The sequence below is a fragment of the Variovorax sp. F042 genome (genome assembly GCF_057814215.1).
This window is the reverse complement of record NZ_JBVASX010000001.1, coordinates 774,427-798,275: the sequence shown is the minus strand read 5'-3', so window position 1 is coordinate 798,275 and position 23,849 is coordinate 774,427. Positions and strand designations below refer to the sequence as shown.

The following is a 23,849-nucleotide window of genomic DNA, read 5'->3' as shown; positions in this document are numbered from 1 at the left end:
GCGTTGCCGATCACGGCGAGCGGTGCAGCCGGGGCGCCGCAAGCAGCTCCAGGTTGTCCGCAATGGCCGCATCCACGTTCGGATAGCGGCCTTTCATTTTCGAGAGCGTCATGATGGTCTGCAGCGCCTTCAGGTCCTTGACCGAGGGCGCGACCTTGATCTGCGCGATGGCGGCGGTGGGGTTGCCACCATTGATCAATGCCATCACCTTGCTTGCCCAGTCGTTTGCGCGCGCCATGTCTTTACCTGCTTCCATTCGAAGCGCCGACTGTACACAGCGCGGCGGCCGTCGCCGCCAAGACCATCACGCGATATCCGCGAATCCCCCGAAGAAGGCGCTTGCATTGGCTTCCAGGCTCTCCAGGTGATAGCCGCCTTCCTGGACGATCAATGTCGGCAAGCCCAGCGCGCCAACAGCCTTGCCCAGGCGCCCGAAGCCCTCGGTCGTCACCGCAACCTGCGACTGCGGATCGTCCTTGTAGATGTCGAAGCCGAGGGCCAGCACCAGCGCGTCGGGCGCGAAGCGCCGCAGCGCCTCCGTGGCCTCGTCGAGCCGCTCGAAGAAGACTGCTTCCGGCGCGCCGTGCGGCATAGGGAAGTTGACGTTGAAGCCTTCGCCCTCGTCGGTCCCCCGCTCGTCTTCGTAGCCGGCCACTGCCGGGTAGAAGTTGGTCGGGTCACCGTGGATCGACACGTACATCACGTCGCTGCGGCCATAGAAGATTTCCTGCACGCCCTGGCCGTGGTGCATGTCGGTGTCGAGCACCGCCACACGCCCGAAGCGCCCGCGCAGCGCCTGGGCGGCGATGGCGGCGTTGTTGAGGTAGCAGAAGCCGCCGGCGGCATCGACGCGTGCATGGTGGCCGGGAGGGCGGCACAGCGCATAGGCCGCGCGGGCGCCGTCGGTGATGGCCGCCGCGCCGGCCACCGCGCTCTGGGCCGACCAGTACGCGGAGCGCCAGGTTTCGGCTCCGACCGGGCAACTGCCGTCCGCAAGGTAGCGCGCCGCCTTCGCCAGGATGCCGCGCAGGCGATTGGGCTCGCGCACGTAGACGTTCGACATCACCTCGTCGCCCCAGTCGGGCGGCATCTGCTTCCATTCACCATGTGCTTCTTCGAGAAAGCGCAGGTAGTCGTCGCTGTGCACGGCGGCCAATGGCGCCATGCCGGCATCGGCCGGTGTCTGGAGGTCGAAGCCGAGCGATTGCACGGCGGCGACGAGCCGCAGCGCGCGCTCGGGAATTTCCTGTGGGGTGCGCATCTGTCCACGCGACAGATAGCTGCGCGGATGGTGCAGCAGCTGCTCCGGATGAAAAAAGGTCAGCATGGGTGATTCGGCGTGGTCGCCGCGAGATTTGCCTGGCAGCCATGGTAGCGAGCAAGATCGATGCCCATCCAGGGCATCGGGCGGTGCCGGATTCGGTGGCTTTCACATTGGTTACGATCACCCATGAGAAAAACCTTTCAGCTTCAGGTCGAGGGTAAGCACCCCGACCGTCTCCTCGAAGCCATCAAGCACGAGATCCGCAAGTACATCAAGCGCGAGCGGCGGCGCGTATTGCCCGAAGGCGCGGACTTCTGGGACTTCGACTGCAAGTTCGGCACCGAGGCCGAGAACGCCGAAGTCGTTCACCTGTCGGCCATCACCGGCCTCATCGACGGCGTGGTGAAAGAGGCCGGCAAGCAGTTCTACGTCGAGATCCTGGCCAAGCCCGGCCAGCGCAAGGCGCGCCCCGCGGGCGAAGCCGCACCGCCCACCGACGCAGAAGACTGACCCTCGCTCAGACCAGCGCCTGCGCCAGCCGCAGGCCGTGGCGCTGCTCCGCATCGTGCAGCGAGCGCGCAATCGACGGGTGCAGCCGCACCCCGTTCTTCGACTGCGCTTCCCGACGCTTCAACCCGCCTTCGCCCGGCAGCCGCACAGGCTTGGCCGGGTCGATGGGCGTGTTGTCGCGGCACTTGGCCGCCACATGGTCCATCTGGTGCAGGAAGGCGTCCTTGCCGCCGAAGGCGTTCAGGTCGTGCAGCGTGATGTGCACCGTCGCGCCCCAGCCCTCGGGCGGGTCGGCACGGCCATGGCCCGCGAGGCCGGCCGTGAGGGTCTCGACCAGCAGCGCCATTCCGTAGCCCTTGTGCCCGTGGCTCAGCCCACCGACCGGCAGCAGCGTGCCTGGCGGCTGGTCGAACAGCACCTGCGGATTGTTCGACGGCTTGCCGGTGGCGTCGATCAGCCATTCCTCGGCGAAGGTCTCGCCGGCCGCGCGCTTGCGGTTGCTCATGCCGTTGGTGGTGATGGAGGCCGAAATGTCGACCATCACGCCGCCCTGCGACAGCGGAAAGCCCATGGCCAGCGGGTTCGGCGTGAACACCGCCTGCGTGCCGCCGAAGGGCGCGACGCTGGCGGCATTGGGGTCGGAGCAGGCCAGCAGCATCAGCATGTCTTCCTGCAGCGCGCGCAGCATGTAGACGGCAAGGCAGGCGATGTGGTGGCTGCGGCGGATCACGAGCGAGGCCGTGCCCAGCTCGCGCGCACGCGGCACCAGCAGGTCCATGCCCTGGTCCATGAGCCAGGGGCCGGGCAGGCGCTTGCCGTCCCACAGCACGGCGGCGGGGCGGTCCGACAGCACCTCGGGAGCGCCGTCGCGCGTCATGCCGCCCGACTCGATTTCCTTCACATAGCCGGCCAGCAGTGCGAGGCCGTGCGTGTCATGGCCCAGCAGGTCGCCTTCGACCAGCGTGCGCGCCACGCTGTCGGCCATCGACGCGGCGAGCCCGGCCTTCTGCAGCAGGGCGCTGGCGTAGTCCCTGAGCGCGTCGGCGCTGTAGAGCGGGGTGGTGTCGGTCATTTCAATACCTCCAGCACGCGGTCGAGGCCGCCTTCGTTAATCGCCACCATGGCCTGCTCGCGCACCTTCGGCTTGGCGTGATACGCAACCGAGAGGCCGGCCTCGCCCATCATCGGCAGGTCGTTGGCGCCGTCGCCCACAGCGATGGTTTCCTGCGGCGAGATGCCCATGAGCGACGCTACCTCGAGCAGCGTGCGGCGCTTTTCGGCACCGTCGCAGATGTCGCCCCAGCTCTGCGTGACCACCTGGCCGGTGAGCTTGCCGTCGGCTTCGTCGAGCAGGTTGGAGCGCGCGAAGTCGATGTCCAGCCGGTCCTTCACGCGGTTCGCGAAGAAGGTGAAGCCGCCCGACACCAGCAGCACCTTGAGCCCGGCCGCCTTGCAGGCCGCCACCAGCTCGCTCGCGCCGGGGTTGAGCTTCAGCCGCTCGTCGTACACCTGCTGCAACGCCTCGACCGGCACGCCCTGCAGCAGTGCCACGCGGCGGCGCAGGCTCTCCTTGAAGTCCTTGATCTCGCCGCGCATCGTGGCTTCGGTGATGGCGGCCACCTCGGCCTTCTTGCCGACCGCATCGGCGATCTCGTCGATGCACTCGATGTTGATCAGCGTCGAGTCCATGTCGAACGCGATCAGCTTGAAGTCGGCGAGCTTGAGCGGCGGCTTCACGCGCTGGATGACGAGGCCGGGGGAGATTTCTGTAGCGCTCATGCGGTGACGGTTTCCTTGACGATGGGTTGGCCCAGGCTGCGCAGCACGTCGCGCACCAGCTGGGCCCGGTCTTTGGGCTCTTTCAGTTCGCGCTCGATGCGCAGCTTCTCGTTGCCGGCGAGCTTGATGTGCTTGTTCTTCTGGATCAGCTGGATGATGGCCATGCCATCGACCGGCGCGTCCTTCTTGAAGGTGATGTTGATGATCCCCGGCGCGGCATCGACCTTCACCACGCCGTAGGGCCGTGCCAGCACGCGCAGGCGGTGCGTGTCGATCAGCGTCTGCGCCTGCGGCGGCAGCTTGCCGAAGCGGTCGACGATTTCTTCCAGCAGCGTGTCGATCTGGTCGGGCGTCTTCGCGGTGGCCAGCTTCTTGTAGAACGACAGCCGCAGGTGCACGTCGCCGCAATAGTCGTCGGGCAGCAGGGCGGGTGCGTGCAGGTTGATTTCTGTCGTCACCGACAGCGGCGACAGCAGGTCGGGCTCCTGGCCGGCCTTGAGTGCGCGCACGGCTTCGCTCAGCATCTCGTTGTAGAGCTGGAAGCCGATCTCCATCATGTTGCCGCTCTGGTTCTCGCCCAGCACCTCGCCGGTGCCGCGGATCTCCAGGTCGTGCATGGCCAGGTAGAAGCCGGAGCCCAGCTCTTCCATCTGCTGGATGGCGTCGAGCCGCTGCGCCGCATGCTTGGTCAGGCCTTCGGTGTCGGGCACCATGAGGTAGGCATAGGCTTGGTGGTGCGAGCGGCCGACGCGACCGCGCAGCTGGTGCAGCTGCGCCAGGCCGAACTTGTCGGCGCGGCTCATCACGATGGTGTTGGCGGTGGGCACGTCGATGCCGGTCTCGATGATGGTCGAGCACAGCAGCAGGTTGTAGCGCTGCGCCACGAAGTCGCGCATGACGCGCTCAAGCTCGCGCTCGGGCATCTGGCCGTGGGCCACGGCGATGCGGGCCTCGGGCAATATTTCTTCGAGCTTCTGACGGCGGTTCTCGATGGTCTCGACCTCGTTGTGCAGGAAGTAGACCTGCCCGCCGCGCTTGAGCTCGCGCAGCACGGCTTCGCGGATCACGCCGGTGCCCTCGTTGCGCACGAATGTCTTGATGGCCAGCCGGCGCTGCGGCGCGGTGGCGATCACGCTCAGGTCGCGCAGGCCTTCGAGCGCCATGCCCAGCGTGCGCGGGATCGGCGTGGCCGTCAGCGTGAGCACGTCGACCTCGGCGCGCATGGCCTTCATCGCCTCTTTGTGGCGCACGCCGAAGCGATGCTCCTCGTCGATGATGAGCAGACCCAGGTTCTTGAACTTGACCGACTGCGAGAGCAGCTTGTGCGTGCCGACCACGATGTCGACCTGGCCCTCGGCCAGCCCCTTGGCTGCGGCGGTGATTTCCTTGGCCGAGCGGAAGCGGCTCATCTCGGCCACCTTCACCGGCCATTTGGCGAAGCGGTCGACCAGCGTCTGGTAGTGCTGCTCGGCCAGCAGCGTGGTGGGCGCGAGAAACGCCACCTGCTTGCCACCAGTCACAGCGATGAAGGCGGCGCGCAGCGCAACTTCGGTCTTGCCGAAGCCCACGTCACCGCACACGAGGCGGTCCATCGGCTGGGGCGAGATCATGTCCTGCACCACGGCGTGGATCGCGGCCTTCTGGTCGGCCGTTTCCTGGAAGCCGAAGTCGTTGGAAAACACTTCGTAGTCGGCCGGCGAGTAACGGAAGGCGTGGCCCTCGCGCGCGGCGCGGCGGGCGTAGATGTTGAGCAGCTCGGCGGCCGAGTCGCGCACCTGTTCGGCCGCCTTGCGCTTGGCCTTTTCCCACTGGCCGGAGCCTAGCTTGTGCAGTGGGGCTTCGTCGGCGCTGACGCCGGTGTAGCGGCTGATCTGGTGGAGCTGCGACACGGGCACGTAGAGCGTGGCCTTGTCGGCATATTCCAGGTGCAGCATTTCCTGCAGCAGCGGCTTGCCTTCGGCGTCGGTGCCCTGGCCCAGGTCCATGTGGATCAGGCCGCGGTAACGGCCGATGCCGTGTGCGGTGTGGACCACCGGGTCGCCCACGTTGAGCTCCGACAGATCCTTGATGAGCGCTTCGACGTCGCTGACCTGTTCCTGCTTCTTGTTGCGCCGGCGCGTGGTGGGCGCGGTGGCGAACAGCTCGGTTTCGGTGACGAGGTCGATGCCCTGTTCGCGCCAGGCGAAACCCGAGGCCAGCGCCGCGGTGGCGATGCCGATTTTTTCGTCGGCGGAGGCTTCGAACTCGGCCAGTGAGTCGAAGGCCGGCGGGCTCACGCCGCTGGCGCGCAGGAAGTCGAGCAGGCTTTCGCGGCGGCCGTCGCTCTCGGCGATCAGCAGCACGCGATGCGGCGTGGCGCGGATGTGGGCCTTCAGGCCGACCAGCGGGTCTTCGGCGCCGCGCACCACGGCGAAGGGCGGCAGTTTGTCGAACTCGGCGTAGGGCGCGTCCGTAGGCACATCGCCGCGAATTGCGAGCTGCGCATGGGGCTTGGCGCGCTGGTAGAACTGCTCGGCGTTCAGGAACAGCGCCTCGGGCGGCAGGGCTGGGCGCTCAGGGTCGCCGCGCACCAGCCGGTAGCGTTCGTTCGTGTCCTGCCAGAAATGCTGGAAAGCCGGTTCGAGATCGCCGTGCAGTACCACGGTGGCATCCGGCCCGAGGTAGTCGAACACCGTGGCCGTCTCGTCGAAGAACAGCGGCAGGTAGTACTCGATGCCGGCGGTGGCCACGCCGTTGCCCATGTCCTTGTAGATGCGGCTCTTGGTCGGGTCGCCTTCGAGCAGTTCGCGCCAGCGGCTGCGAAAGCGCCCGCGCGCGTCGTCGTCCATCGGGAACTCGCGGCCCGGCAGCAGCCGCACTTCGGGCACGGGGTAGAGGCTGCGCTGTGTGTCGGGGTCGAAGGTGCGGATGGAGTCGATCTCGTCGTCGAACAGGTCGACGCGGAAAGGCACCGGCGAGCCCATGGGGAACAGGTCGATCAGGCCGCCGCGCACCGCGTATTCGCCTGGGCTCACCACCTGCGTCACATGGGTGTAGCCGGCCAGCGTGAGCTGGGCCTTGAGCTTCGACTCTTCCAGCTTCTGCTTGGCCTTGAACTGGAAGGTGTAGCCGGCCAGGAAGGCCGGCGGCGCCAGCCGGTAGAGCGCGGTGGTGGCGGGCACCAGCACCACGTCGGCCTCTTTCTGGCTGATGCGCCAGAGGGTGGCAAGGCGCTCGCTGATCAGGTCCTGGTGGGGCGAGAAGCTGTCGTAGGGCAACGTCTCCCAGTCGGGGAACAGGGCGCAGCGCAGGTCGGGCGCGAAGAAGGCGATCTCGTCGATCAGGCGCTGGGCGTCGTTGGCATCGGCCGTGAACATCGCCGTGGCGCGCCCCGCGGCTTTTTCGCGCATGGCCAGCTGCGCCAGCAGCAAGGCATCGGCCGACAACGGGGGGCGCGGCAGCGTGAAACGCTTGCCCGCCGTGAGGTGGGGGAGGTCCATGGAACGCTTGGTGGAAATGCACAACACCCCGCGCCGGCTGGCGAGGGGTGTGCACAGCGGGCAATTCTAGAATGGCGGCCCCTTATTCGCTTGTCGGCCACCGCCGACGCCGGGCCCTCCCTCATGTCCTCTTCCCGACTCTTCGTGCTGATCCCGTGTGCCGGCTCCGGCTATCGCGCGGGGCATGCGCAGTCCACGCAGCCCAAGCAGTACCGGCGCTTGGCCGGCCTGCCGATGGTGGCCCACACGCTGGAGGCCTTCCGCGCGCTGGCGGGGCGCTTCGCCGGGCTGGCGCTGGTGGTGTCGCCGGACGACCGCGATGTGGATGCGGTGCTGCCGCGCTTTCCCGCCGAGAACGAATACCTGCTGCGCGTGGGCGGCGTGACCCGCGCGGCCACGGTGCGCAACGGCCTCGTGGCGCTGCGGCAGAAGGGCGCTGGCGCACACGACTGGGTGCTGGTGCACGACGCGGCGCGCTGCCTCATCACTTCGAGCCAGATCGAGGCGCTGATCGCGGCCTGCGAGCACGACGCCGTCGGCGGCCTTCTGGCGCAGCGGCTGGCGGACACGCTGAAGTCGTCGACCACCGAAAGCCGCGTGGCCCAGACCCTGCCGCGCGCCGACAAGTGGCTGGCGCAGACGCCGCAGATGTTCCGCATCGGCATGCTGCTCGATGCGCTGGAACGCACAGGCGACACCGTGACCGACGAGGCCGGCGCCATCGAGGCGGTCGGCTTGTCGCCGCTGTTGGTGCCAGGCAGCGCGCAGAACTTCAAGGTGACCTTTCCCGAAGACTTCGCACTGGCCGAGGCGGTTCTGCTGGGCCGCAAGAAGGGCCTGGCATGACGAGCGCTTTCAATATCCGCGTGGGCGAGGGCTGGGACGTTCACCAGCTGGTGGCAGGGCGCAAGCTGATCCTGGGCGGCATCGAGGTGCCGCACACCACCGGCCTGCTGGGCCATTCGGATGCCGACGTGCTGCTGCACGCCATTACCGATGCGCTGCTGGGCGGCGCTGGGCTGGGCGACATCGGCCGGCATTTTCCGGACACCGACCCGCAGTTTCGCGGTGCCGATTCATCGGTGCTGCTGGCCGAGGCGGCACGCCGGGTGCGCGCGGCGGGCTGGGAGATCGGCAACGTCGACAGCACCGTGATCGCGCAGGCGCCCAAGCTCGCGCCGCACATTCCGCTCATGTGCCAGCGCATCGCCGACATGCTGGGTATTGCGATCGAGCAGGTGAACGTGAAGGCGAAGACGGCCGAGAAGCTCGGTCCGGTGGGTGAGGGCCGCGCGATGGAGGCCCGCGCGGCCGTTCTCCTTCACCGCTGACGCGGCCGGATCAGGCCGGCTTCTTGCCGCCGCCCTGCGGCTCGCCGGGCTTGGCGCTGCCGGGTGGCATCGCGCGCGGCATCCGGATGTGTGCCGCCAGGCCGCGGCCCGGCGTGCTGGTCAGCGCAAAGGTGCCGCCCATGCGCTCGATGTTCTTCGCCACGATCGACAGGCCCAGGCCTGCACCGGCGGCTGACGTGCGCGCGGCATCGCCACGGAAGAAGGGCTTGGTCAGCTGCGAGAGCAGGGCGGGCTCGACACCCGCGCCGTGGTCGCGCACCTTGATGAGCACCGCGTCGTTGTTGGCCTGCGCCTGGATCGTCACGTCGGCCACGCCCGTGGAGGGCGACTTGCCGTAGCGCCGCGCGTTCTCGACCAGGTTGGAGATCACGCGCGTGAGCTCGACCTCGTCGCCCAGCACCCGCAGGTCGGGGGGCACCTCGACCTTGATGTTCATTTCCTCGTAGTCCTGTACGGCGTAGGTACAGGCGTCGACCACATCGCGCAGCAGCACGGGGAGCGGATCGACATGGTCGGGGCGCGCGTAGTCGAGGAACTTGTCAATGATCGCGTCGAGCTGGGCGATGTCGGCGGCCATGTGGTCGCGCGCGTCTTCGTCGGCCACGCTCATCTCGGTTTCCAGCCGTAGCCGGGCCAGCGGCGTGCGCAAGTCGTGCGAGATACCGGCCAGCATGATGGCGCGGTCCTGCTCGATCTTGGCGAGCTGGTCCGCCATTCGGTTGAAGCCGATATTGACCGCGCGAATTTCGTTGGTACGGGCGCGCTCGTCGAGCCGGTGCGCCTCGTACTCGCCCTCGCGCACCTGCATGGTCGCGCGCGACAGCTGCTTGAGCGGCAGGTTGATGAGCCGGGTGATCAGCGCTGCGCCAGCCAGCGACAGCGCCATGGCGGTGCTGAGCCACACCAGCCAGGTGCGCCCGCCTACGCGGCTGAAGCGCGTCGGGTCGAGCAGCAGCCAGTAGGTGTCGCTCTCGATGGTGAAGCCGATCCACAGGCCGGCTTCGTCGTTCACGCGGCTGGCCACCGTGGTGCCTTCGCCCAACTGGTCGATCAGCTCCTCGGTCACGCGCAGGTCGAGCGCGCCGCTGGTGTAGGGCTGGAACCGGTCGTTGGGTTCGCGCGGCAGGATGCGCACGCCCTCCTGGTCGGCCAGCGTCTTGATCAGCGACACCCGGGTGATGGCGTCCGAATACACCAGCGCCGCGCGGGTGAGGTTCACGAGCGAGGCGATCTGGTGGGCGGTTTGAATGGCGCGCGGCTCGTATTCGAGCGAGCGGAAGGTCTGCAGCCAGGCGACGGTACAGCCGATCAGCAGCAGCGCCAGCAGGAAGAAAGTGCGCCAGAAAAGGCTGAAGCCCAGCTTGAGGCCGGGGCGTCGGTCACGTTGCGCGCTCGCTTCGAGCGGGCTCGGCATCGTGACCTGCGCGCCGTCCTCCTGAGCGGGGCCTGGTCTGGTGGATTGGCCGATGGCCACCTCTCAACGTGGCGTCAGGCCGTGCCGTCCGGCACGAACACGTAGCCCACGCCCCAGACGGTCTGGATGTAGCGCGGCGCTGCGGCGTCGGACTCGACCAGCTTGCGCAGGCGCGAAATCTGCACGTCCAGGCTGCGGTCGAAGGGCTCGAACTCGCGCCCGCGCGCCAGCTGGGCCAGCTTTTCGCGCGACAGCGGTTGACGCGGATGGCGCACCAGCGCCTTCAGCATCGCGAACTCGCCGGTGGTCAGCGAGAGCTCTTCGCCATCCTTTTTCAAGGTGCGCGAGCCGAGATCGAAGGCGAACGGGCCGAAAGTGACGGTCTCGTTCTCCGTGGAGGGGGCGCCCGGCGCTTCGAGCGGCGGACGGCGGCGCAGCACTGCGTGCACACGGGCCAGCAGTTCGCGCGGGTTGAAAGGCTTGCCGAGGTAGTCGTCTGCGCCGACTTCGAGACCGACGATGCGGTCCACGTCTTCGCCCTTGGCGGTGAGCATGATGATCGGCGTGCGGTCGTTGGCGGCGCGCAGGCGGCGGCAGACCGAGAGGCCGTCTTCGCCAGGCATCATCAGGTCGAGCACGATCAGGTCGACCGTGTCGCGCAACAGGATGCGGTTGAGCGCCTTGCCGTCCTCGGCCACGATCACTTCAAAACCTTCCTGGGTCAGATAGCGGCGCAGGAGGTCGCGGATGCGGGCGTCGTCGTCGACGATCACGATCTTGTCGGTGCGAGCGGGAACTTGAGTCATTTCTACAACGATGAATTTGTAACAGGGCCGATTCTGAAGGCGTTGAGTGGTCGTTGAGCCGGATTTACTTATGGTTTGACACTAAGTTACAAAACTTGCGGACGCTCGCCGTCTGGTCATCTGACGTTAGCGCGGGGGTGGCAAAGTCGCTTTTCCTGATGACTTCCACTCAATGAGACGTCCTTTTTCAGCCCTCCCGTTCATCCTCGTTTTCGCCTGCGGCCCGTCGCTGGCGGTGTCTGGCGACTTTTTCAGGGTGGGCGAGGTGCGTCGCAGCGAGGTCCGTGACGCGGTGGCGGCCCATCGGGCCGCGCAGCGCGAGGAGGTCCGCCGCGAACAGGCGATCGCCGGCCGGCGTCTTACCGCCGCCGAACTGTTCGAGCTGCGGCAGCAGGTCCGTGGCCAATGGACCCCGCCCGCGGCGGGTGCTTTGATCAATTCGGCAGAATCGCAGCCGGCCGAGCGGATCGTGCCGGTGCCTCCGGCCGCGGATCGCCAGTCGCTTACCGCGCCGCGCAGCCAGCGCCGCTGACGCGCCGGCTGGCCTGCCTGCGAACGCGGGCCTGTTTTTCACACCAACAAAGGGAGTACTTCGCCTTGAAGAAAAAAATCAAACTGCTCGCGGCCTGCGCCGCCCTGGCCGCTGCCGGCAACGCACTGGCCCAGAACGTCGTCACACCCGCGCCACAGAACGTGTTGCAGCTGACGGCTTCCGGCACGATCGAAGTCCAGCAGGACATGCTGAGCATGACGCTCGTGACCACCCGCGACGCGACCGACGCAGCCACCGTGCAGACGCAACTGAAGGCTGCGCTCGACGCCGCACTGGCCGAAGCGAAGAAGAACGCGCAGGCGGGCCAGCTGGACGTGCGCACCGGCAACTTCAGCCTGTCGCCGCGCTACACGAAGGACGGCAAGATCAACGGCTGGCAGGGCTCGACCGAACTGGTGCTCGAAGGCCGCGACTTCCCGCGCATCACCCAGACGGCCGGGCGCATCACCACGCTCAGCGTGGGCAACGTGGGCTTTGGCCTGAGCCGCGAACAGCGCGCCAAGACCGAGACCGAGGCGCAGAACATCGCCATCGAGAACTTCAAGCAGAAGGCCGGCGAGCTGGCCAAGGGCTTCGGCTTCGGTGGCTACACGCTGCGCGAGGTGTCGGTGAACGCGAGCGACAACGGCCCGATCCGTCCGCGCATGATGGCGGTGCAGGCCAAGTCGTTCTCGGCTGATTCGGCTGTGCCGGTCGAGGCCGGCAAGACCAGCGTGGTGGTGAGCGTGTCGGGCTCGGTGCAGCTCAAATAAGAGAAACCCGTACCGGCGGGCTACCCTTTACTGGGCAGTCCATCCGCCGTCCATGGCCCAGGCAACGCCCCGGACCTGGTCGGCTGCCGGCGAGCACAGGAAGACGGCGAGGCCACCCAGTTGCTCGACCGTCGTGAACTGCAGCGAAGGCTGCTTTTCGCCCAGCAGGTCGTTTTGTGCCTGCGCGGCCGTGATGCCTTCTCGCGCTGCGCGGTCGTCGATCTGCTTCTGCACCAGCTGGGTCAGCACCCAGCCCGGGCAAATTGCATTGGCGGTGACGCCGGTGGTCGCGGTTTCGAGCGCGACCGACTTGGTCAGGCCGACGATGCCGTGCTTGGCCGCCACATAGGCCGACTTCTGCGCCGACGCCACGAGGCCATGGGCCGACGCGATGTTGATGACGCGGCCCCAGTTGGCCTCGCGCATCGCGGGAATTGCCAGGCGCGTCGTATGAAAGGCGCTGGTGAGGTTGATTGCGATGATGGCGTCCCAACGTTCGGTGGGAAAGTCTTCGACCTTGGCCACGTGCTGGATGCCGGCGTTGTTCACGAGGACGTCGACGCGGCCGAACTTCGACGCGGCGAAGCTCATCATGTCTTCGATCTGGTCGGGCTTGCTCATGTCGGCGCCGTGATACTCGGCGCGCACGCCGAGCGCTTCGATCTCGGCCTTGGGGGCTTGGGCATCGCCGAAGCCGTTGAGCACGATGTTTGCTCCTTGTTGAGCGAGAGCCTTGGCGATGGCGAGGCCAATGCCGCTGGTGGACCCCGTGACAAGCGCGGTTTTGCCTTTGAGCATGAAGATCAATCTCCGGATGAATTAGGATGCGACGAGACAATTATCCGCACCAGGACGACTTCGTTTTCATGACCGAACCGACGCTTCATTACGTGGCGTGCGACGACGCCCAGGGCGGCCATCGCATGGCCTATTGGCAATGGGGCGACGCGCGCAGTGCGCATGTCGTGATCTGCGTGCACGGGCTGACCCGGCAGGGTCGCGATTTCGACCTGCTGGCGCAGGCCATCGTGGCGCGCGCCAATGGCAATGTGCGCGTGGTCTGCCCTGACGTGGTGGGCCGTGGGCGCAGCGACTGGTTGCGTGACCCGGCCTTTTATCAAGTGCCGGTGTATGCGGCCGACATGGTCGCGCTGATTGCGCAACTGCATCGCGAGCAGGCCATCGACACGCTCGACTACCTGGGCACCAGCATGGGCGGGCTGATCGGCTTCGTGCTTGCAGGCCACAAGGAACTGCCGCTGGCGCGGCCCATTCGCCGCTTCATTGCGAACGATGTCGGCCCGACGATCGAGCCGGCCGCGGTGCAGCGCATCGGTGCCTATGTAGGAAAGAACGGCAGCTACGAGAGCGTGCAGGCGGCGGCTGATGCCATGTGGGCGCTGTCGACCACCTTTGGCCCGCACACTCCGGCCCAGTGGCTGGCACTGTCGCAACACATGGTGGTGCCTGCCTCGCAGCGCACGGCCGACGGTTCGGCCAAGGTCGAAGCGGGCAGTGATGATGAAGGCTCCTGGCTGCTTCACTACGATCCGGCCATCGGCGTGGCGCTGCGCGCCATTACCCCCGAGGCTGCGGCACAGGGTGGCGCGATCATGTGGAGCCTGTACGACGCGATCGAGGCGCGCACGCTCATCACTCGCGGCGCTGTGTCGGATCTGCTCTCGCGCGAAACGGCCCTGGCCATGACGCAGCGCGGCCCGCATGCCAAGCTGGTCGAGTTCGACGGCGTGGGCCATGCGCCGACCTTTGTCGACCCCGCACAGATCGCTGCCGTCACCGACTTCCTTTTCGACTGAGTGATTGAGTGAACGAAGCGTGAAGCGCGATTCTTCGAGCCTCCAGACGGCACCCATGTCCGACGCGGCCATGGTCGACTACCCGTTGTCCGCCGCAACGGCCGACCGCACGCCGGTGATGGAGAACATGCTGGCGCGCGCGCGTGCGTTCGCCGAGCCGCTGATCGCCGATGAAAAGCTCGACACGGGCGAGAACACACTCGCACACGCCGACGCGGTGGCCACCATCGTCGCGAAGATGGGCGGCTCCGAGGCCATGCAGGCGGCGAGCTACCTGGTCTATTCGTGCCAGCACCTGAACCGCCCGCAGGAAGTGATCGCCAAGGTGTTCGGCGACAACTTCGCGGCGCTCGCGGTCGAGACGACCAAGCTGGTGCGTGTGCAGGAGCAGGCTCGCTCGGCTTCGCAGGGGCATCACGTCGAAGGCGCCGGTGCGCAGACCGAGAACGTGCGCAAGATGCTGCTGGCGTTCTCGCGCGACCTGCGCGTGGTGATGCTGCGGCTGGCCTCGCGCCTGCAGACGCTGCGGCATGCGGCTGCGAGCAAGCGGCCCGCACCCGAGGGCGTTGCGCGCGAGTCGCTGCAGGTGTTTGCGCCACTGGCCAACCGGCTGGGCATCTGGCAGGTGAAGTGGGAGATCGAAGATCTCTCGTTCCGCTTCCTCGAACCTGAAACCTACAAGCTGATCGCGCGCCTGCTCGACGAAAAGCGCATCGAGCGCGAAGGGCACGTCGAGCAATTGCGCTCGCAGCTGGAGAGCGAGCTGCAGGCCGAAGGCGTCAAGGCCGCGGTGCAGGGGCGGCCGAAGAACATCTACAGCATCGTCAAGAAGATGCGCGGCAAGTCGCTCGACTTCGAGCAGGTCTTCGACATCCTTGCTTTGCGCGTGGTGGTGCCCGACGTCAAGGACTGCTATGCGGCCCTGGCGTGGGTGCACTCGCATTTCCAGCCGATCGACGAAGAGTTCGACGACTACATCGCGCGGCCCAAGCCCAATGGCTACCAGTCGCTGCACACGGTGGTGCGCGAGCTGGTGGATGGCAAGGCGGGCAAGCCGATCGAGATCCAGATTCGCACCGAAGAGATGCACGATCACGCCGAGCATGGCGTGGCGGCGCACTGGGCCTACAAGGAAGCGGGCCACAAGGGCTACGCGGGCGTATGGGCCAGCGGCGAGTACGACGCGAAGATCGCGGTGCTGCGGCAACTGCTGGCGTGGGAGCGCGATCTTTCGGGTGGCCTGCAGGGGCAGGGGCTGTTCGATGACCGCATCTATGTGCTGACGCCCGATGCTGCCATCGTCGAGCTGCCGCAGGGTGCGACGCCAGTCGACTTTGCCTACACCGTGCACACCACGCTGGGCCATCGCTGCCGCGGGGCGCGTGTCGATGGCGCGATGGTGCCGTTGAACACGCCGCTATCGAACGGGCAGACGGTCGAGATCATCGCGGCCAAGGAGGGCGGGCCCTCGCGCGACTGGCTCAATGCCGAGCTGGGCTATCTGGCCAGTCATCGTGCACGTGCGAAGGTGCGTGCATGGTTCAACGCACAGATCACGCACGAGACCGTGGCGCGCGGACGCGAAGCGGTCGAGAAGCTGCTGCAGCGTGAAGGCAAGACGGCCGTGCGGCTCGAGGACCTGGCGTCGCAGCTGGGCTTCAAGTCGGCGGACCATCTGTTCGAAGTGGTGGGCAAGGACGAGTTCTCGCTGCGCAACATCGAGACGCTGCTGCGCCCACCGGAGCCCGCGCCGGGGCCGGACGACGGCGTGCTCATCAAGAAGGCGCGCGGCAGCGAGAAGTCGGGCAAGGGCGGCGTGCTCGTGGTGGGCGTGTCTTCGTTGATGACCCAGCTTGCCAAGTGCTGCAAGCCCGCACCGCCCGATGCCATTCGCGGCTTCGTCACGCGAGGCCATGGTGTCAGCGTGCACCGCAGCGATTGCAGCAACTTCCGCACGATGGCCGCGAAGGATGGCGAGCGCGTCATCGACGTGGAGTGGGGCGTCGCGAAGAAGGGCGCCGACGCGCCCGTGTATGCGGTGGACGTGGCTGTGGAAGCGGCCGACCGTCAGGGCCTGCTGCGCGATATCTCCGATGTGTTCGCACGCGAGAAGATGAACGTGATCGGTGTGCAGACGCAGTCGATCAAGGGCACGGCGTGGATGACGTTCACCGTTGAAATCGCGGATGCCGCGCGGCTCACGCAGGTTCTTGGCATGGTCACGGCAGTGATTGGTGTGCGATCTGCACGTCGTCGCTGAAAAGCACGTTTTCTCCTGCTACAATAGCTGCTTCTCGGACACATCCTTAGGCGCGTAGCTCAGCTGGTTAGAGCACCACCTTGACATGGTGGGGGTCGTTGGTTCGAGTCCAATCGCGCCTACCAATTTCTGCTTCAGTCCCGGCCAACCACCGGATCAGCTGACAGAGCATGCACCGGGTTCCCCGGTGCACATATCGTCCCTTGTGGTGATGCAGGCAAAGACCTTGGCCATGTTGTTGTGCTACCTTGGCTGCCCTGCAATTCCATTCCACTTTTCTTGATAAGCGATCAGATGAATACGCGATCAACGCCTGTTGATCGGGCTCATGCCGACAAGCGCCTGGCCGCACTGTTGAGGCAGGCTCCTCTTGAGTTTGCGCGTGCTGTCTACGGCATCAACGACTATGCAGGTGGGCGCACCGACACCATGGCGGCACGCGAGGTGGTGCGTGCGCAACGCCAGGGCATGCCTCTGACCGAAGAGCGCGCTGAGCAACGCGCTCGCGCATATCTGCCGACCGTGGGACAAGAGCACTGCCCGCGCTGCTGGGTGGTCTACGGGCAGAAAACCCCGCTGCGGTTTCGGGAGGCCGACGAGGAGCGACCCGAGACGGCGGCCTGCTACGCATGCGGCGCGGAGTACGCGACATCGCCGGATTGAGGAAAGTGCCGCGTCTGGTCAGGGTAAACCTTGTCGCGGCGCAGCAAAACCGCTCCCTAGAATCATCCGATGACATGGGCGTCCATGTGAAGGAGTCCGCAGTGCAGAGCAAGAAGTCCGGGGTCAAGCCGGTACAGCGTGTGATCAAGAAGTACCCCAACCGAAGGCTCTACGACACCGAGACATCCACGTACATCACGCTGACCGAGGTGAAGCAACTGGTCATCCAGAGTGCCCAGTTCGTGGTGCGCGATGCCAAGACCGGCGACGACCTCACGCGCAGCATCCTGCTGCAGATCATTCTCGAAGAAGAGGCGGGCGGTGCGCCGATGTTCACCGAACAGGTGCTGGCCAACATCATCCGTTTCTACGGGCAGGCGATGCAGGGCTACATGGGGCCGTACCTCGAGAAGAACATCCAGGCCATGACAGAGGTGCAGGCGCAGCTGGCGGAAAAGGCCGAAGGCCTGACGCCCGAGATGTGGTCGCGCTTCATGACCATGCAGTCGCCGATGCTGCAGGGGCTGATGGGCAATTACGTCGAGCAATCGAAGAACGTTTTCCTGCAAATGCAGGAGCAGATGCAGAAAAACACCGAGCAGGTACTGGGGGCCTTTGGCATTAAGCGGCCCTGAATGTCCTGCCGTCACCGATAGCTGGGACAATAGAGGCATATGAGCGAAGTTGCCTCCCCCGAACGTACGGCCACGCCGACCGCCCCCAAGGTCGGTTTCGTGAGCCTGGGCTGCCCCAAGGCCCTGACCGATTCCGAACTGATCCTGACCCAGCTGAGTGCCGAGGGTTATCAAACCGCCAAGACTTTCGAAGGTGCCGATCTGGTGATCGTCAACACCTGCGGCTTCATCGACGATGCCGTGAAGGAGAGCCTGGACACCATTGGCGAAGCGCTGGCAGAAAATGGCCGTGTGATCGTCACCGGCTGTCTGGGCGCCAAGACCGGCGACCAGGGCGGCAATCTGGTGCGCCAGATGCACCCGAGCGTGCTGGCCGTGACCGGCCCGCACGCCACGCAGGAGGTGATGGATGCGGTGCATGCGAACCTGCCGAAGCCGCACGATCCCTTCATCGACCTGGTGCCGAATACTTTCGGCATCGCCGGCCTCAAGCTGACGCCGCGCCACTACGCCTACCTGAAGATCAGCGAGGGCTGCAACCACCGCTGCACCTTCTGCATCATTCCCTCGATGCGCGGCGACCTCGTGTCGCGGCCGGTCGGCGATGTGTTGAGCGAGGCCAAGGCCTTGTTCGAAGGCGGCGTGAAAGAGCTGCTGGTGATCAGCCAGGACACCTCGGCCTACGGCGTCGACGTGAAATACCGCACCGGGTTCTGGGACGGCAAGCCGGTCAAGACCCGCATGCTCGAACTGGTGCGCACGCTGGGCGAAATCGCCGAGCCATATGGCGCCTGGGTTCGCCTGCACTATGTGTACCCGTACCCGAGCGTTGACGAGATCATTCCGTTGATGGCGAGCGGTCAGGTGCTGCCGTATCTCGACGTGCCCTTGCAGCACAGCCATCCCGATGTGCTGAAGCGCATGAAGCGCCCGGCCAGTGGCGAGAAGAATCTGGAGCGGCTGGCGCGCTGGCGCGAGGTGTGTCCGGAGCTCGTGATTCGCAGCACCTTCATCGCCGGCTTTCCCGGCGAAACGGAACAGGAATTCGAGCATCTGCTCGACTTCATTCGTGAAGCCGAGATCGACCGCGCCGGTTGCTTTGCCTACAGCCCGGTCCAAGGCGCCACCGCCAACGACATTCCGGGCATGCTGCCCGAAGCCGAGCGCGAGGCGCGCCGCGCGCGTTTCATGGAGGTGGCCGAGGCCGTGTCAATCGCCAAGCTGCAAAGACGCGTCGGCTCGACGATGCAGGTGCTGGTCGATTCGGCGCCGGGCATGGGCCGCAAGGGCGGGGTGGGGCGCACGTATGCCGATGCGCCGGAAATCGACGGCACGGTTCGCCTGCTGCCGCCCGAGAAGATCAGCAAGACGCTGAAGGTGGGTGAGTTCACCCGCGCGCGCATCGTGGGTGCCGAGGGCCACGACCTGATCGCATTGCCCGTTTGATGCGGATTCGAATGGACAAGAAAAAAGCCACCGGAGGCCGGTGGCTTGAATCGAATGACCTGGTAAGGGTCTGCTTGAATTTGGTGCCCAGAAGAGGACTCGAACCTCCACGATGTTACTCGCTAGTACCTGAAACTAGTGCGTCTACCAATTCCGCCATCTGGGCTTGTTCTGCTTTTCAGCAAAGACTACGAGTATACACAATTTGGCCCGGCAATTTCGTCGTCTCGAAGCGTGTGGAGAAGCTCCAGCGTCTGCTTGGCCTCGCTTGTGAAGGCTGCATCGAGCGTTTGATGCGAATTCAAACGGTCATGAAAAAAGCCACCGGAGGCCGGTGGCTTGAATCGAATGACCTGGTAAAGGTCTGTTTAAACTTGGTGCCCAGAAGAGGACTCGAACCTCCACGATGTTACTCGCTAGTACCTGAAACTAGTGCGTCTACCAATTCCGCCATCTGGGCCCACAGAGCTGCCGAAGCAGCAATGTTTTGAATTTCAGGAAAGAAGGAGATCATATCAAAAATAATGTCACTTCCAGCGGCTTGCTGGATGAATTCGAAGGAACTGTTCAAGGACATCGCGATGGGCACGGCTTCGTGCAGCGCGACGACGGTGAAGCAGACATCTACCTGCCGCCGAACGAAATGCGCGCGGTGTTGCACAAGGACCGCGTCAAGGCGCGCGTCGTGCGCCAGGACCGCCGCGGTCGCCCCGAAGGGCGCGTGGTGGAAATCGTCGAGCGTCCCGAGCAGCCCATCATCGGGCGCCTGTTGCACGAAGGCGGCATCTGGCTTGTTGCACCGGAAGACAAGCGCTACGGCCAGGACGTCCTGATCCCCAAGGGCGCAACCGGTCCCGCGAAGGTGGGGCAGGTGGTTGTCGTGCAACTCACCGAGCCGCCGGCTCTGTTCGGCCAGCCCGTTGGCCGCGTGAAAGAAGTGCTGGGCGAGATCGACGATCCCGGCATGGAGATCGAGATCGCCGTGCGCAAGTACGGCGTGCCGCACGAGTTTTCCGCGGAGTGCCTGGCCGAAGCCAAGGCATTGCCCGAGAAGGTCCGTCCCGCCGACAAGAAGGGACGCGTCGACCTTACCGACATTCCGCTCGTCACCATCGACGGTGAAGACGCGCGCGACTTCGACGATGCCGTGTACTGCGAACCCGCGAAGGTGGGTCGCGGCAAGGGCTGGCGCCTGCTGGTTGCCATCGCCGACGTCAGCGCCTATGTGCAGACCGGCTCGGGCATCGACATCGACGCCTACGACCGCGCCACCAGCGTGTACTTTCCGCGCCGCGTGATTCCGATGCTGCCCGAGAAGCTGTCGAACGGCCTGTGCTCGCTCAACCCCGAGGTCGAGCGCCTGTGCATGGTGTGCGACATGCTGGTCGCGGCCGACGGCGAGATCTACGCGTACCAGTTCTACCCGGCCGTGATGTTCAGCCATGCGCGCTTCACGTACACCGAGGTGGCTGCCATCCTCGGCAACACGCGCGGCCCCGAAGCTGCCAAGCGCAAGGACCGCGTCAAGGACCTGCTGAACCTAGCCGACGTCTACAAGGCACTGCTCAAGCAGCGCGGCAAGCGTGGCGCGGTCGACTTCGAAACCACCGAGACGCAGATCATCTGTGACGACGCCGGCCGCATCGAAAAGATCGTGCCGCGCACGCGCAACGAGGCGCACCGCCTGATCGAAGAGGCAATGCTCGCGGCCAACGTCTGCAGCGCCGACTTCATCGCCGAAGGCAAGCACCCGGGCCTGTACCGCGTGCACGAAGGCCCGACGCCCGAGAAGAAGGAAATCCTGCGCGGCTATCTGAAGGCCATGGGTGTCGGCCTGAGCATCACCGACGATCCCAAGCCGGGCGAGTTCCAGGCGATCGCCGATGCCACCAAGGAGCGCCCCGACGCGCAGCAGATCCACACCATGCTGCTGCGCTCGATGCAGCAGGCGATCTACACGCCGATCAACAGCGGCCACTTCGGCCTGGCCTACGAGGCCTACACGCACTTCACGAGCCCGATCCGGCGCTATCCGGACCTGCTGGTGCATCGCGTGATCAAGGCGATCCTGTCGAAGACGCGCTACCAGCTGCCGATGCTGCCCACGCCCGGCGAGGCGCATGCCAAGTTGGCCAAGCGGCTCGCGTCGCGTGTGAAAGCGCCAACCAGCAAGCCGCAGAAGGCCACTGTCGCTCCCACCAAGGAAGTGCTGGCATGGGAAGCCGCAGGCCTGCATTGCAGCGCCAACGAGCGCCGCGCCGACGAGGCCAGCCGCGACGTCGAGGCCTGGCTCAAGTGCAAGTACATGCGCGAGCATCTCGGCGAGGAATACGGCGGCGTGGTCACTGCGGCCACGACCTTCGGCATCTTCGTCACGCTTGATGCGATGTACGTCGAGGGCCTGGTGCACATCACCGAGCTCGGCGGCGAGTACTTCAAGTTCGACGAGATGCGCCAGGAGCTGCGCGGCGAGCGCACCGGCATCCGCTATGCCATCGGCACGCGGGTGCGGGTGCAGGTGAGCCGCGTCGACCTGGACGGCCGCAAGATCGACTTCCGCCTCGTGCGCGAAGGCGAAGAGCTCACGGCCCGTGCCATGAAGGACAAGGGTGCGGCATCATCTGGCGTGCCGGTCAAGGCCTCGGCCAAGCGCAGCACGCGTCACAAGGCTGAGGCCGGCAACGCCGAGTCGCGCGCAGAGCGCGGCTCCTCGGCCACGGCCGGGCCGCAGTCGGCGATGCAGGCCTTCAAGTCGGCGGTCAAGAAGGCCGCCAACAAGATGAAGGGGCGCAAGCCGCGCCGCTGAAGCAAGCCTCGCACGCCGCACGAACCATCGACAAACCGAAAAGAGAAAGAGACAGACAGCATGAGCGCTGAAGACAACAAGGGCCGCATCGCCATCGTCACGGGTGCGGGTTCCGGCATCGGCCGCGCCGCCGCGCTGGCGCTGCTGGGTGACGGCTGGAGCGTGGTTCTGGCGGGGCGCCGCCTGGAGCCGCTGGAACAGGTGGCGCAAGAATCGGGTGCCGGTGCGCGCGCCTTCGCGGTGTCGACCGACGTGTCCAACGCGGACTCGGTGCAGGCCCTGTTCGCCGCCACCGTCGAGCGCTTCAGCCGCGTCGACCTGCTGTTCAACAACGCCGGCGTGGGCAACCCGCCGGGCCCGTTCGAGGACTGGACGCCCGAGCAATGGCAAGGTGTGGTCGACATCAACCTGACCGGCATGTTCTTCTGTATCCAGCAGGCGTTCCGCACGATGAAGGCGCAGACGCCGATGGGTGGCCGCATCATCAACAACGGCTCCATCTCGGCCACCGCTCCACGGCCGAACTCGGCCGCCTACACGGCGACCAAGCACGCGGTCGAAGGGCTGACCAAGACCGCGTCGCTCGACGGCCGCAAGTACGACATCGCCGTGGGGCAAGTGGACGTGGGCAATGCCATGACCGAACTGGCCGCGCGCATGGCCAAGGGCGTGCCGCAGGCCAGCGGTGAACTCGCGATCGAGCCGCTGATCGACGTCAAGATCGTGGGCCAGTCGGTGCTCTACATGGCGAACCTGCCGCTGGAAGCCAACGTGCTGTTCCACACCATCATGGCGACGAAGATGCCCTTCGTCGGGCGCGGCTAAAAAGCTCGCGTCAGGCGGGCGCGCGGCGGGCCAGCGTGCCGGCCGTGAGCGGGGCTGCATCGGCCGGCCATGTGTCGGCGATGTGGCCGTGTTGCCAGACGGCTTCGCGCGCTGCTTCGAAAGCAGGCTGGCGCATGGCCAGCGCCGCGCCGATCATGCCGGCCAGCACATCGCCGGTGCCTGCGGTCGCGAGGCTGGCGTTGCCGGTCAAGTTGATGACTGGCAGGGTGTCGGCGGTGCCGGCAACGACGGTGCCCGAACCCTTGAGCACGACCACGACGCCGAAGCGCGCGGCGAGCTGACGGGCGGCGGTCAGCCTGTCGGCTTGGACATCGCCGACGGTGCAACCCAGCAGGCGTGCAGCCTCCAGCGGATGTGGCGTGATCACGGTGGGCGATCCGCTTTTCCCCCGGGACGTCAGCTGTGCTTGCAGCGCGCCATCGGCTGCGATGGCGTTGAGCGCGTCGGCATCGAGCACCAAAGCGGCCGCCGTCGAGAGCACGCGCGGCAGCAGTTCTCGCACCGCCTCCCCACCGCCGCAGCCGCACACCGCCGTCATGCCTGACAGGTCGAGCGTTCGGGCGTCCCGCAGCATCAGTTCGGGTTGGGCGGTGTCGACGGGGGCCGCGCTCGGGTCGAGCAATCCGACGAACACGCGTCCCGCGCCGCCATGCAGTGCCGCCGAGCCGGCCAGCAAAGCGGCGCCCGCCATGCCGGACGCTCCGCCGATCACCGCGACATCGCCGTAGCTACCCTTGTGCGAGGCATGGGTGCGCGGGTGCGCATCGGGTTCTCCCGCGATTCGGGCCACCGGTTGATCCTTGAACGCGCTGCAACCCAGATCGTCGAACCACACCGTGCCCGCCGCATCGCGGCCCTGGGCAGTGAACAGGCCGGGCTTCAATGTGAGAAAGGTGATGCAGGTGCGGGCCGACGCTTGCACGTGGTCGATGCCGCGGGGTAGGGTGCCGGTGTCCGCATTCAAGCCCGATGGCACGTCGACGCAGAGCACGGGTTGGCCGCTCGCATGCATCTTCGCCAGCCACTCGGCCATCGTGCCTTCGGGCGGCCGCGTCGATCCGATGCCGAGCAGCGCGTCGATGGCCAGTTCGTAGGCTGAAGGCGGCGTCGATGCAAAGGTGACGCCCGCATCGCGGGCACGCTGCAGCGAAGCCTTGGCGTCCGGTGGCAAGCGGCTTTCATCTCCCAGGAATGTGACTGCCGGAAAGAAGCCTCGATGACGCAATTGCGCCGCAGCCTCGAAACCATCGCCGCCGTTGTTTCCCGGCCCGCAAGCCACCCAGATCGTCCGCGCATGCGGCGCAATCGCCATCGCGAGCCGCGCTACCGCAAGGCCGGCGCGCCGCATCAGCGTGTGGGCGGGCAGGGCGGCCGCCGCGGCATGCTCGATTCGGCGCGTGGCGGCGATGTCGAACAACTCGGCAGCGGTGGCGGAGGTGATGCGTTGCATCGGCGCATTGTGCCGTC

21 protein-coding genes and 3 tRNA genes are annotated in these 23,849 nt (G+C 66.2%); 13 read left to right on the top strand and 11 right to left on the bottom strand.

Going from position 1 to position 23,849, the window contains the following annotated elements:
- Positions 1-10 precede the first annotated feature (10 nt).
- Positions 11-238 carry a hypothetical protein gene (locus ACZYSP_RS03865; protein WP_081267286.1) on the bottom strand — a complete coding sequence of 76 codons (228 nt, stop codon included), beginning with the start codon at positions 236-238 and terminating at the stop codon, positions 11-13.
- 66 nt (positions 239-304) lie between these two features.
- Positions 305-1,327: a histone deacetylase family protein gene (locus ACZYSP_RS03860; RefSeq protein WP_093073845.1), complete on the bottom strand. Its 1,023-nt coding sequence runs from the start codon at positions 1,325-1,327 to the stop codon at positions 305-307.
- Positions 1,328-1,450: 123 nt separating this feature from the next.
- Here ACZYSP_RS03860 and ACZYSP_RS03855 point away from each other — a divergent pair, with 123 nt between their 5' ends.
- Positions 1,451-1,774 (top strand): DUF6172 family protein, encoded by a 324-nt coding sequence (locus ACZYSP_RS03855; protein ID WP_093056523.1) that lies wholly within the window; start codon positions 1,451-1,453, stop codon positions 1,772-1,774.
- A gap of 7 nt (positions 1,775-1,781) precedes the next feature.
- Here the strand turns inward: ACZYSP_RS03855 and ACZYSP_RS03850 are convergent, their stop codons facing one another.
- From ACZYSP_RS03850 to mfd, 3 genes are read right to left on the bottom strand one after another with little or no spacing between them, the layout of a single operon-like run.
- Entirely contained in the window at positions 1,782-2,846 is a 1,065-nt protein-coding gene (locus ACZYSP_RS03850) for an Ldh family oxidoreductase (protein ID WP_093073847.1), read from the bottom strand.
- Positions 2,843-3,553, bottom strand: coding sequence for a phosphoserine phosphatase SerB (gene serB, locus ACZYSP_RS03845; RefSeq protein WP_093073849.1), 711 nt, complete (start codon positions 3,551-3,553; stop codon positions 2,843-2,845). Before serB ends, ACZYSP_RS03850 begins: the two co-directional genes overlap by 4 nt.
- Entirely contained in the window at positions 3,550-7,032 is a 3,483-nt protein-coding gene (gene mfd / locus ACZYSP_RS03840) for a transcription-repair coupling factor (RefSeq protein ID WP_093073851.1), read from the bottom strand. The genes serB and mfd overlap by 4 nt, the downstream gene beginning before the upstream one ends.
- Before the next feature lie 123 nt (positions 7,033-7,155).
- Between mfd and ispD the strand changes: the two genes are divergently transcribed.
- Together ispD and ispF are read left to right on the top strand one after the other, a co-directional pair.
- The gene (gene ispD, locus ACZYSP_RS03835) at positions 7,156-7,878 is read left to right on the top strand and encodes a 2-C-methyl-D-erythritol 4-phosphate cytidylyltransferase (protein WP_093056590.1); all 723 of its coding nucleotides are present in this window, start codon (positions 7,156-7,158) and stop codon (positions 7,876-7,878) included.
- Entirely contained in the window at positions 7,875-8,363 is a 489-nt protein-coding gene (gene ispF / locus ACZYSP_RS03830; RefSeq protein ID WP_093073853.1) for a 2-C-methyl-D-erythritol 2,4-cyclodiphosphate synthase, read from the top strand. Before ispD ends, ispF begins: the two co-directional genes overlap by 4 nt.
- A gap of 10 nt (positions 8,364-8,373) precedes the next feature.
- On the opposite strand, the gene ACZYSP_RS03825 is transcribed toward ispF, so the two are convergent.
- Together ACZYSP_RS03825 and ompR are read right to left on the bottom strand one after the other, a co-directional pair.
- Positions 8,374-9,798 (bottom strand): sensor histidine kinase, encoded by a 1,425-nt coding sequence (locus ACZYSP_RS03825; RefSeq protein WP_489012950.1) that lies wholly within the window; start codon positions 9,796-9,798, stop codon positions 8,374-8,376.
- 74 nt (positions 9,799-9,872) lie between these two features.
- Positions 9,873-10,604: an osmolarity response regulator transcription factor OmpR gene (gene ompR, locus ACZYSP_RS03820; RefSeq protein WP_007837017.1), complete on the bottom strand. Its 732-nt coding sequence runs from the start codon at positions 10,602-10,604 to the stop codon at positions 9,873-9,875.
- A 172-nt stretch (positions 10,605-10,776) separates the two neighbouring features.
- Between ompR and ACZYSP_RS03815 the strand changes: the two genes are divergently transcribed.
- Both ACZYSP_RS03815 and ACZYSP_RS03810 read left to right on the top strand, forming a co-directional pair.
- Entirely contained in the window at positions 10,777-11,136 is a 360-nt protein-coding gene (locus ACZYSP_RS03815) for a hypothetical protein (protein ID WP_093056529.1), read from the top strand.
- A gap of 65 nt (positions 11,137-11,201) precedes the next feature.
- Positions 11,202-11,909, top strand: a complete 708-nt coding sequence (locus tag ACZYSP_RS03810) for an SIMPL domain-containing protein (RefSeq protein WP_093073855.1) — start codon at positions 11,202-11,204, stop codon at positions 11,907-11,909.
- A gap of 27 nt (positions 11,910-11,936) precedes the next feature.
- Here the strand turns inward: ACZYSP_RS03810 and ACZYSP_RS03805 are convergent, their stop codons facing one another.
- The gene (locus ACZYSP_RS03805; protein WP_093075152.1) at positions 11,937-12,707 is read right to left on the bottom strand and encodes a 3-hydroxybutyrate dehydrogenase; all 771 of its coding nucleotides are present in this window, start codon (positions 12,705-12,707) and stop codon (positions 11,937-11,939) included.
- A 26-nt stretch (positions 12,708-12,733) separates the two neighbouring features.
- Between ACZYSP_RS03805 and ACZYSP_RS03800 the strand changes: the two genes are divergently transcribed.
- From ACZYSP_RS03800 to rimO, 6 genes are all read left to right on the top strand, one after another.
- On the top strand, positions 12,734-13,726 hold the full coding sequence (locus tag ACZYSP_RS03800; RefSeq protein ID WP_093073857.1) for an alpha/beta fold hydrolase: 993 nt from the start codon (positions 12,734-12,736) through the stop codon (positions 13,724-13,726).
- Between the two features lie 55 nt (positions 13,727-13,781).
- A complete protein-coding gene (locus ACZYSP_RS03795; protein WP_371127378.1) occupies positions 13,782-15,986 on the top strand; it encodes a RelA/SpoT family protein in 2,205 nt (734 codons plus the stop codon).
- 48 nt (positions 15,987-16,034) lie between these two features.
- Positions 16,035-16,111 (top strand) — tRNA-Val (locus tag ACZYSP_RS03790).
- A 169-nt stretch (positions 16,112-16,280) separates the two neighbouring features.
- On the top strand, positions 16,281-16,649 hold the full coding sequence (locus ACZYSP_RS03785) for a hypothetical protein (RefSeq protein ID WP_093073859.1): 369 nt from the start codon (positions 16,281-16,283) through the stop codon (positions 16,647-16,649).
- A 74-nt stretch (positions 16,650-16,723) separates the two neighbouring features.
- On the top strand, positions 16,724-17,284 hold the full coding sequence (phaR, locus tag ACZYSP_RS03780; protein WP_093073861.1) for a polyhydroxyalkanoate synthesis repressor PhaR: 561 nt from the start codon (positions 16,724-16,726) through the stop codon (positions 17,282-17,284).
- 39 nt (positions 17,285-17,323) lie between these two features.
- A complete protein-coding gene (rimO, locus tag ACZYSP_RS03775) occupies positions 17,324-18,730 on the top strand; it encodes a 30S ribosomal protein S12 methylthiotransferase RimO (protein ID WP_093073863.1) in 1,407 nt (468 codons plus the stop codon).
- Positions 18,731-18,811: 81 nt separating this feature from the next.
- Here rimO and ACZYSP_RS03770 read toward each other — a convergent pair.
- Positions 18,812-18,896 (bottom strand) — tRNA-Leu (locus ACZYSP_RS03770).
- Between the two features lie 209 nt (positions 18,897-19,105).
- A tRNA-Leu gene (locus tag ACZYSP_RS03765) sits at positions 19,106-19,190 on the bottom strand.
- A gap of 81 nt (positions 19,191-19,271) precedes the next feature.
- Between ACZYSP_RS03765 and rnr the strand changes: the two genes are divergently transcribed.
- Both rnr and ACZYSP_RS03755 read left to right on the top strand, forming a co-directional pair.
- Positions 19,272-21,536 carry a ribonuclease R gene (gene rnr, locus ACZYSP_RS03760; RefSeq protein ID WP_371258766.1) on the top strand — a complete coding sequence of 755 codons (2,265 nt, stop codon included), beginning with the start codon at positions 19,272-19,274 and terminating at the stop codon, positions 21,534-21,536.
- A 60-nt stretch (positions 21,537-21,596) separates the two neighbouring features.
- Entirely contained in the window at positions 21,597-22,361 is a 765-nt protein-coding gene (locus ACZYSP_RS03755) for an SDR family oxidoreductase (protein ID WP_093073865.1), read from the top strand.
- 10 nt (positions 22,362-22,371) lie between these two features.
- On the opposite strand, the gene ACZYSP_RS03750 is transcribed toward ACZYSP_RS03755, so the two are convergent.
- Positions 22,372-23,832 (bottom strand): NAD(P)H-hydrate dehydratase, encoded by a 1,461-nt coding sequence (locus ACZYSP_RS03750; RefSeq protein ID WP_093073867.1) that lies wholly within the window; start codon positions 23,830-23,832, stop codon positions 22,372-22,374.
- Between the last annotated feature and the right edge of the window lie 17 nt (positions 23,833-23,849).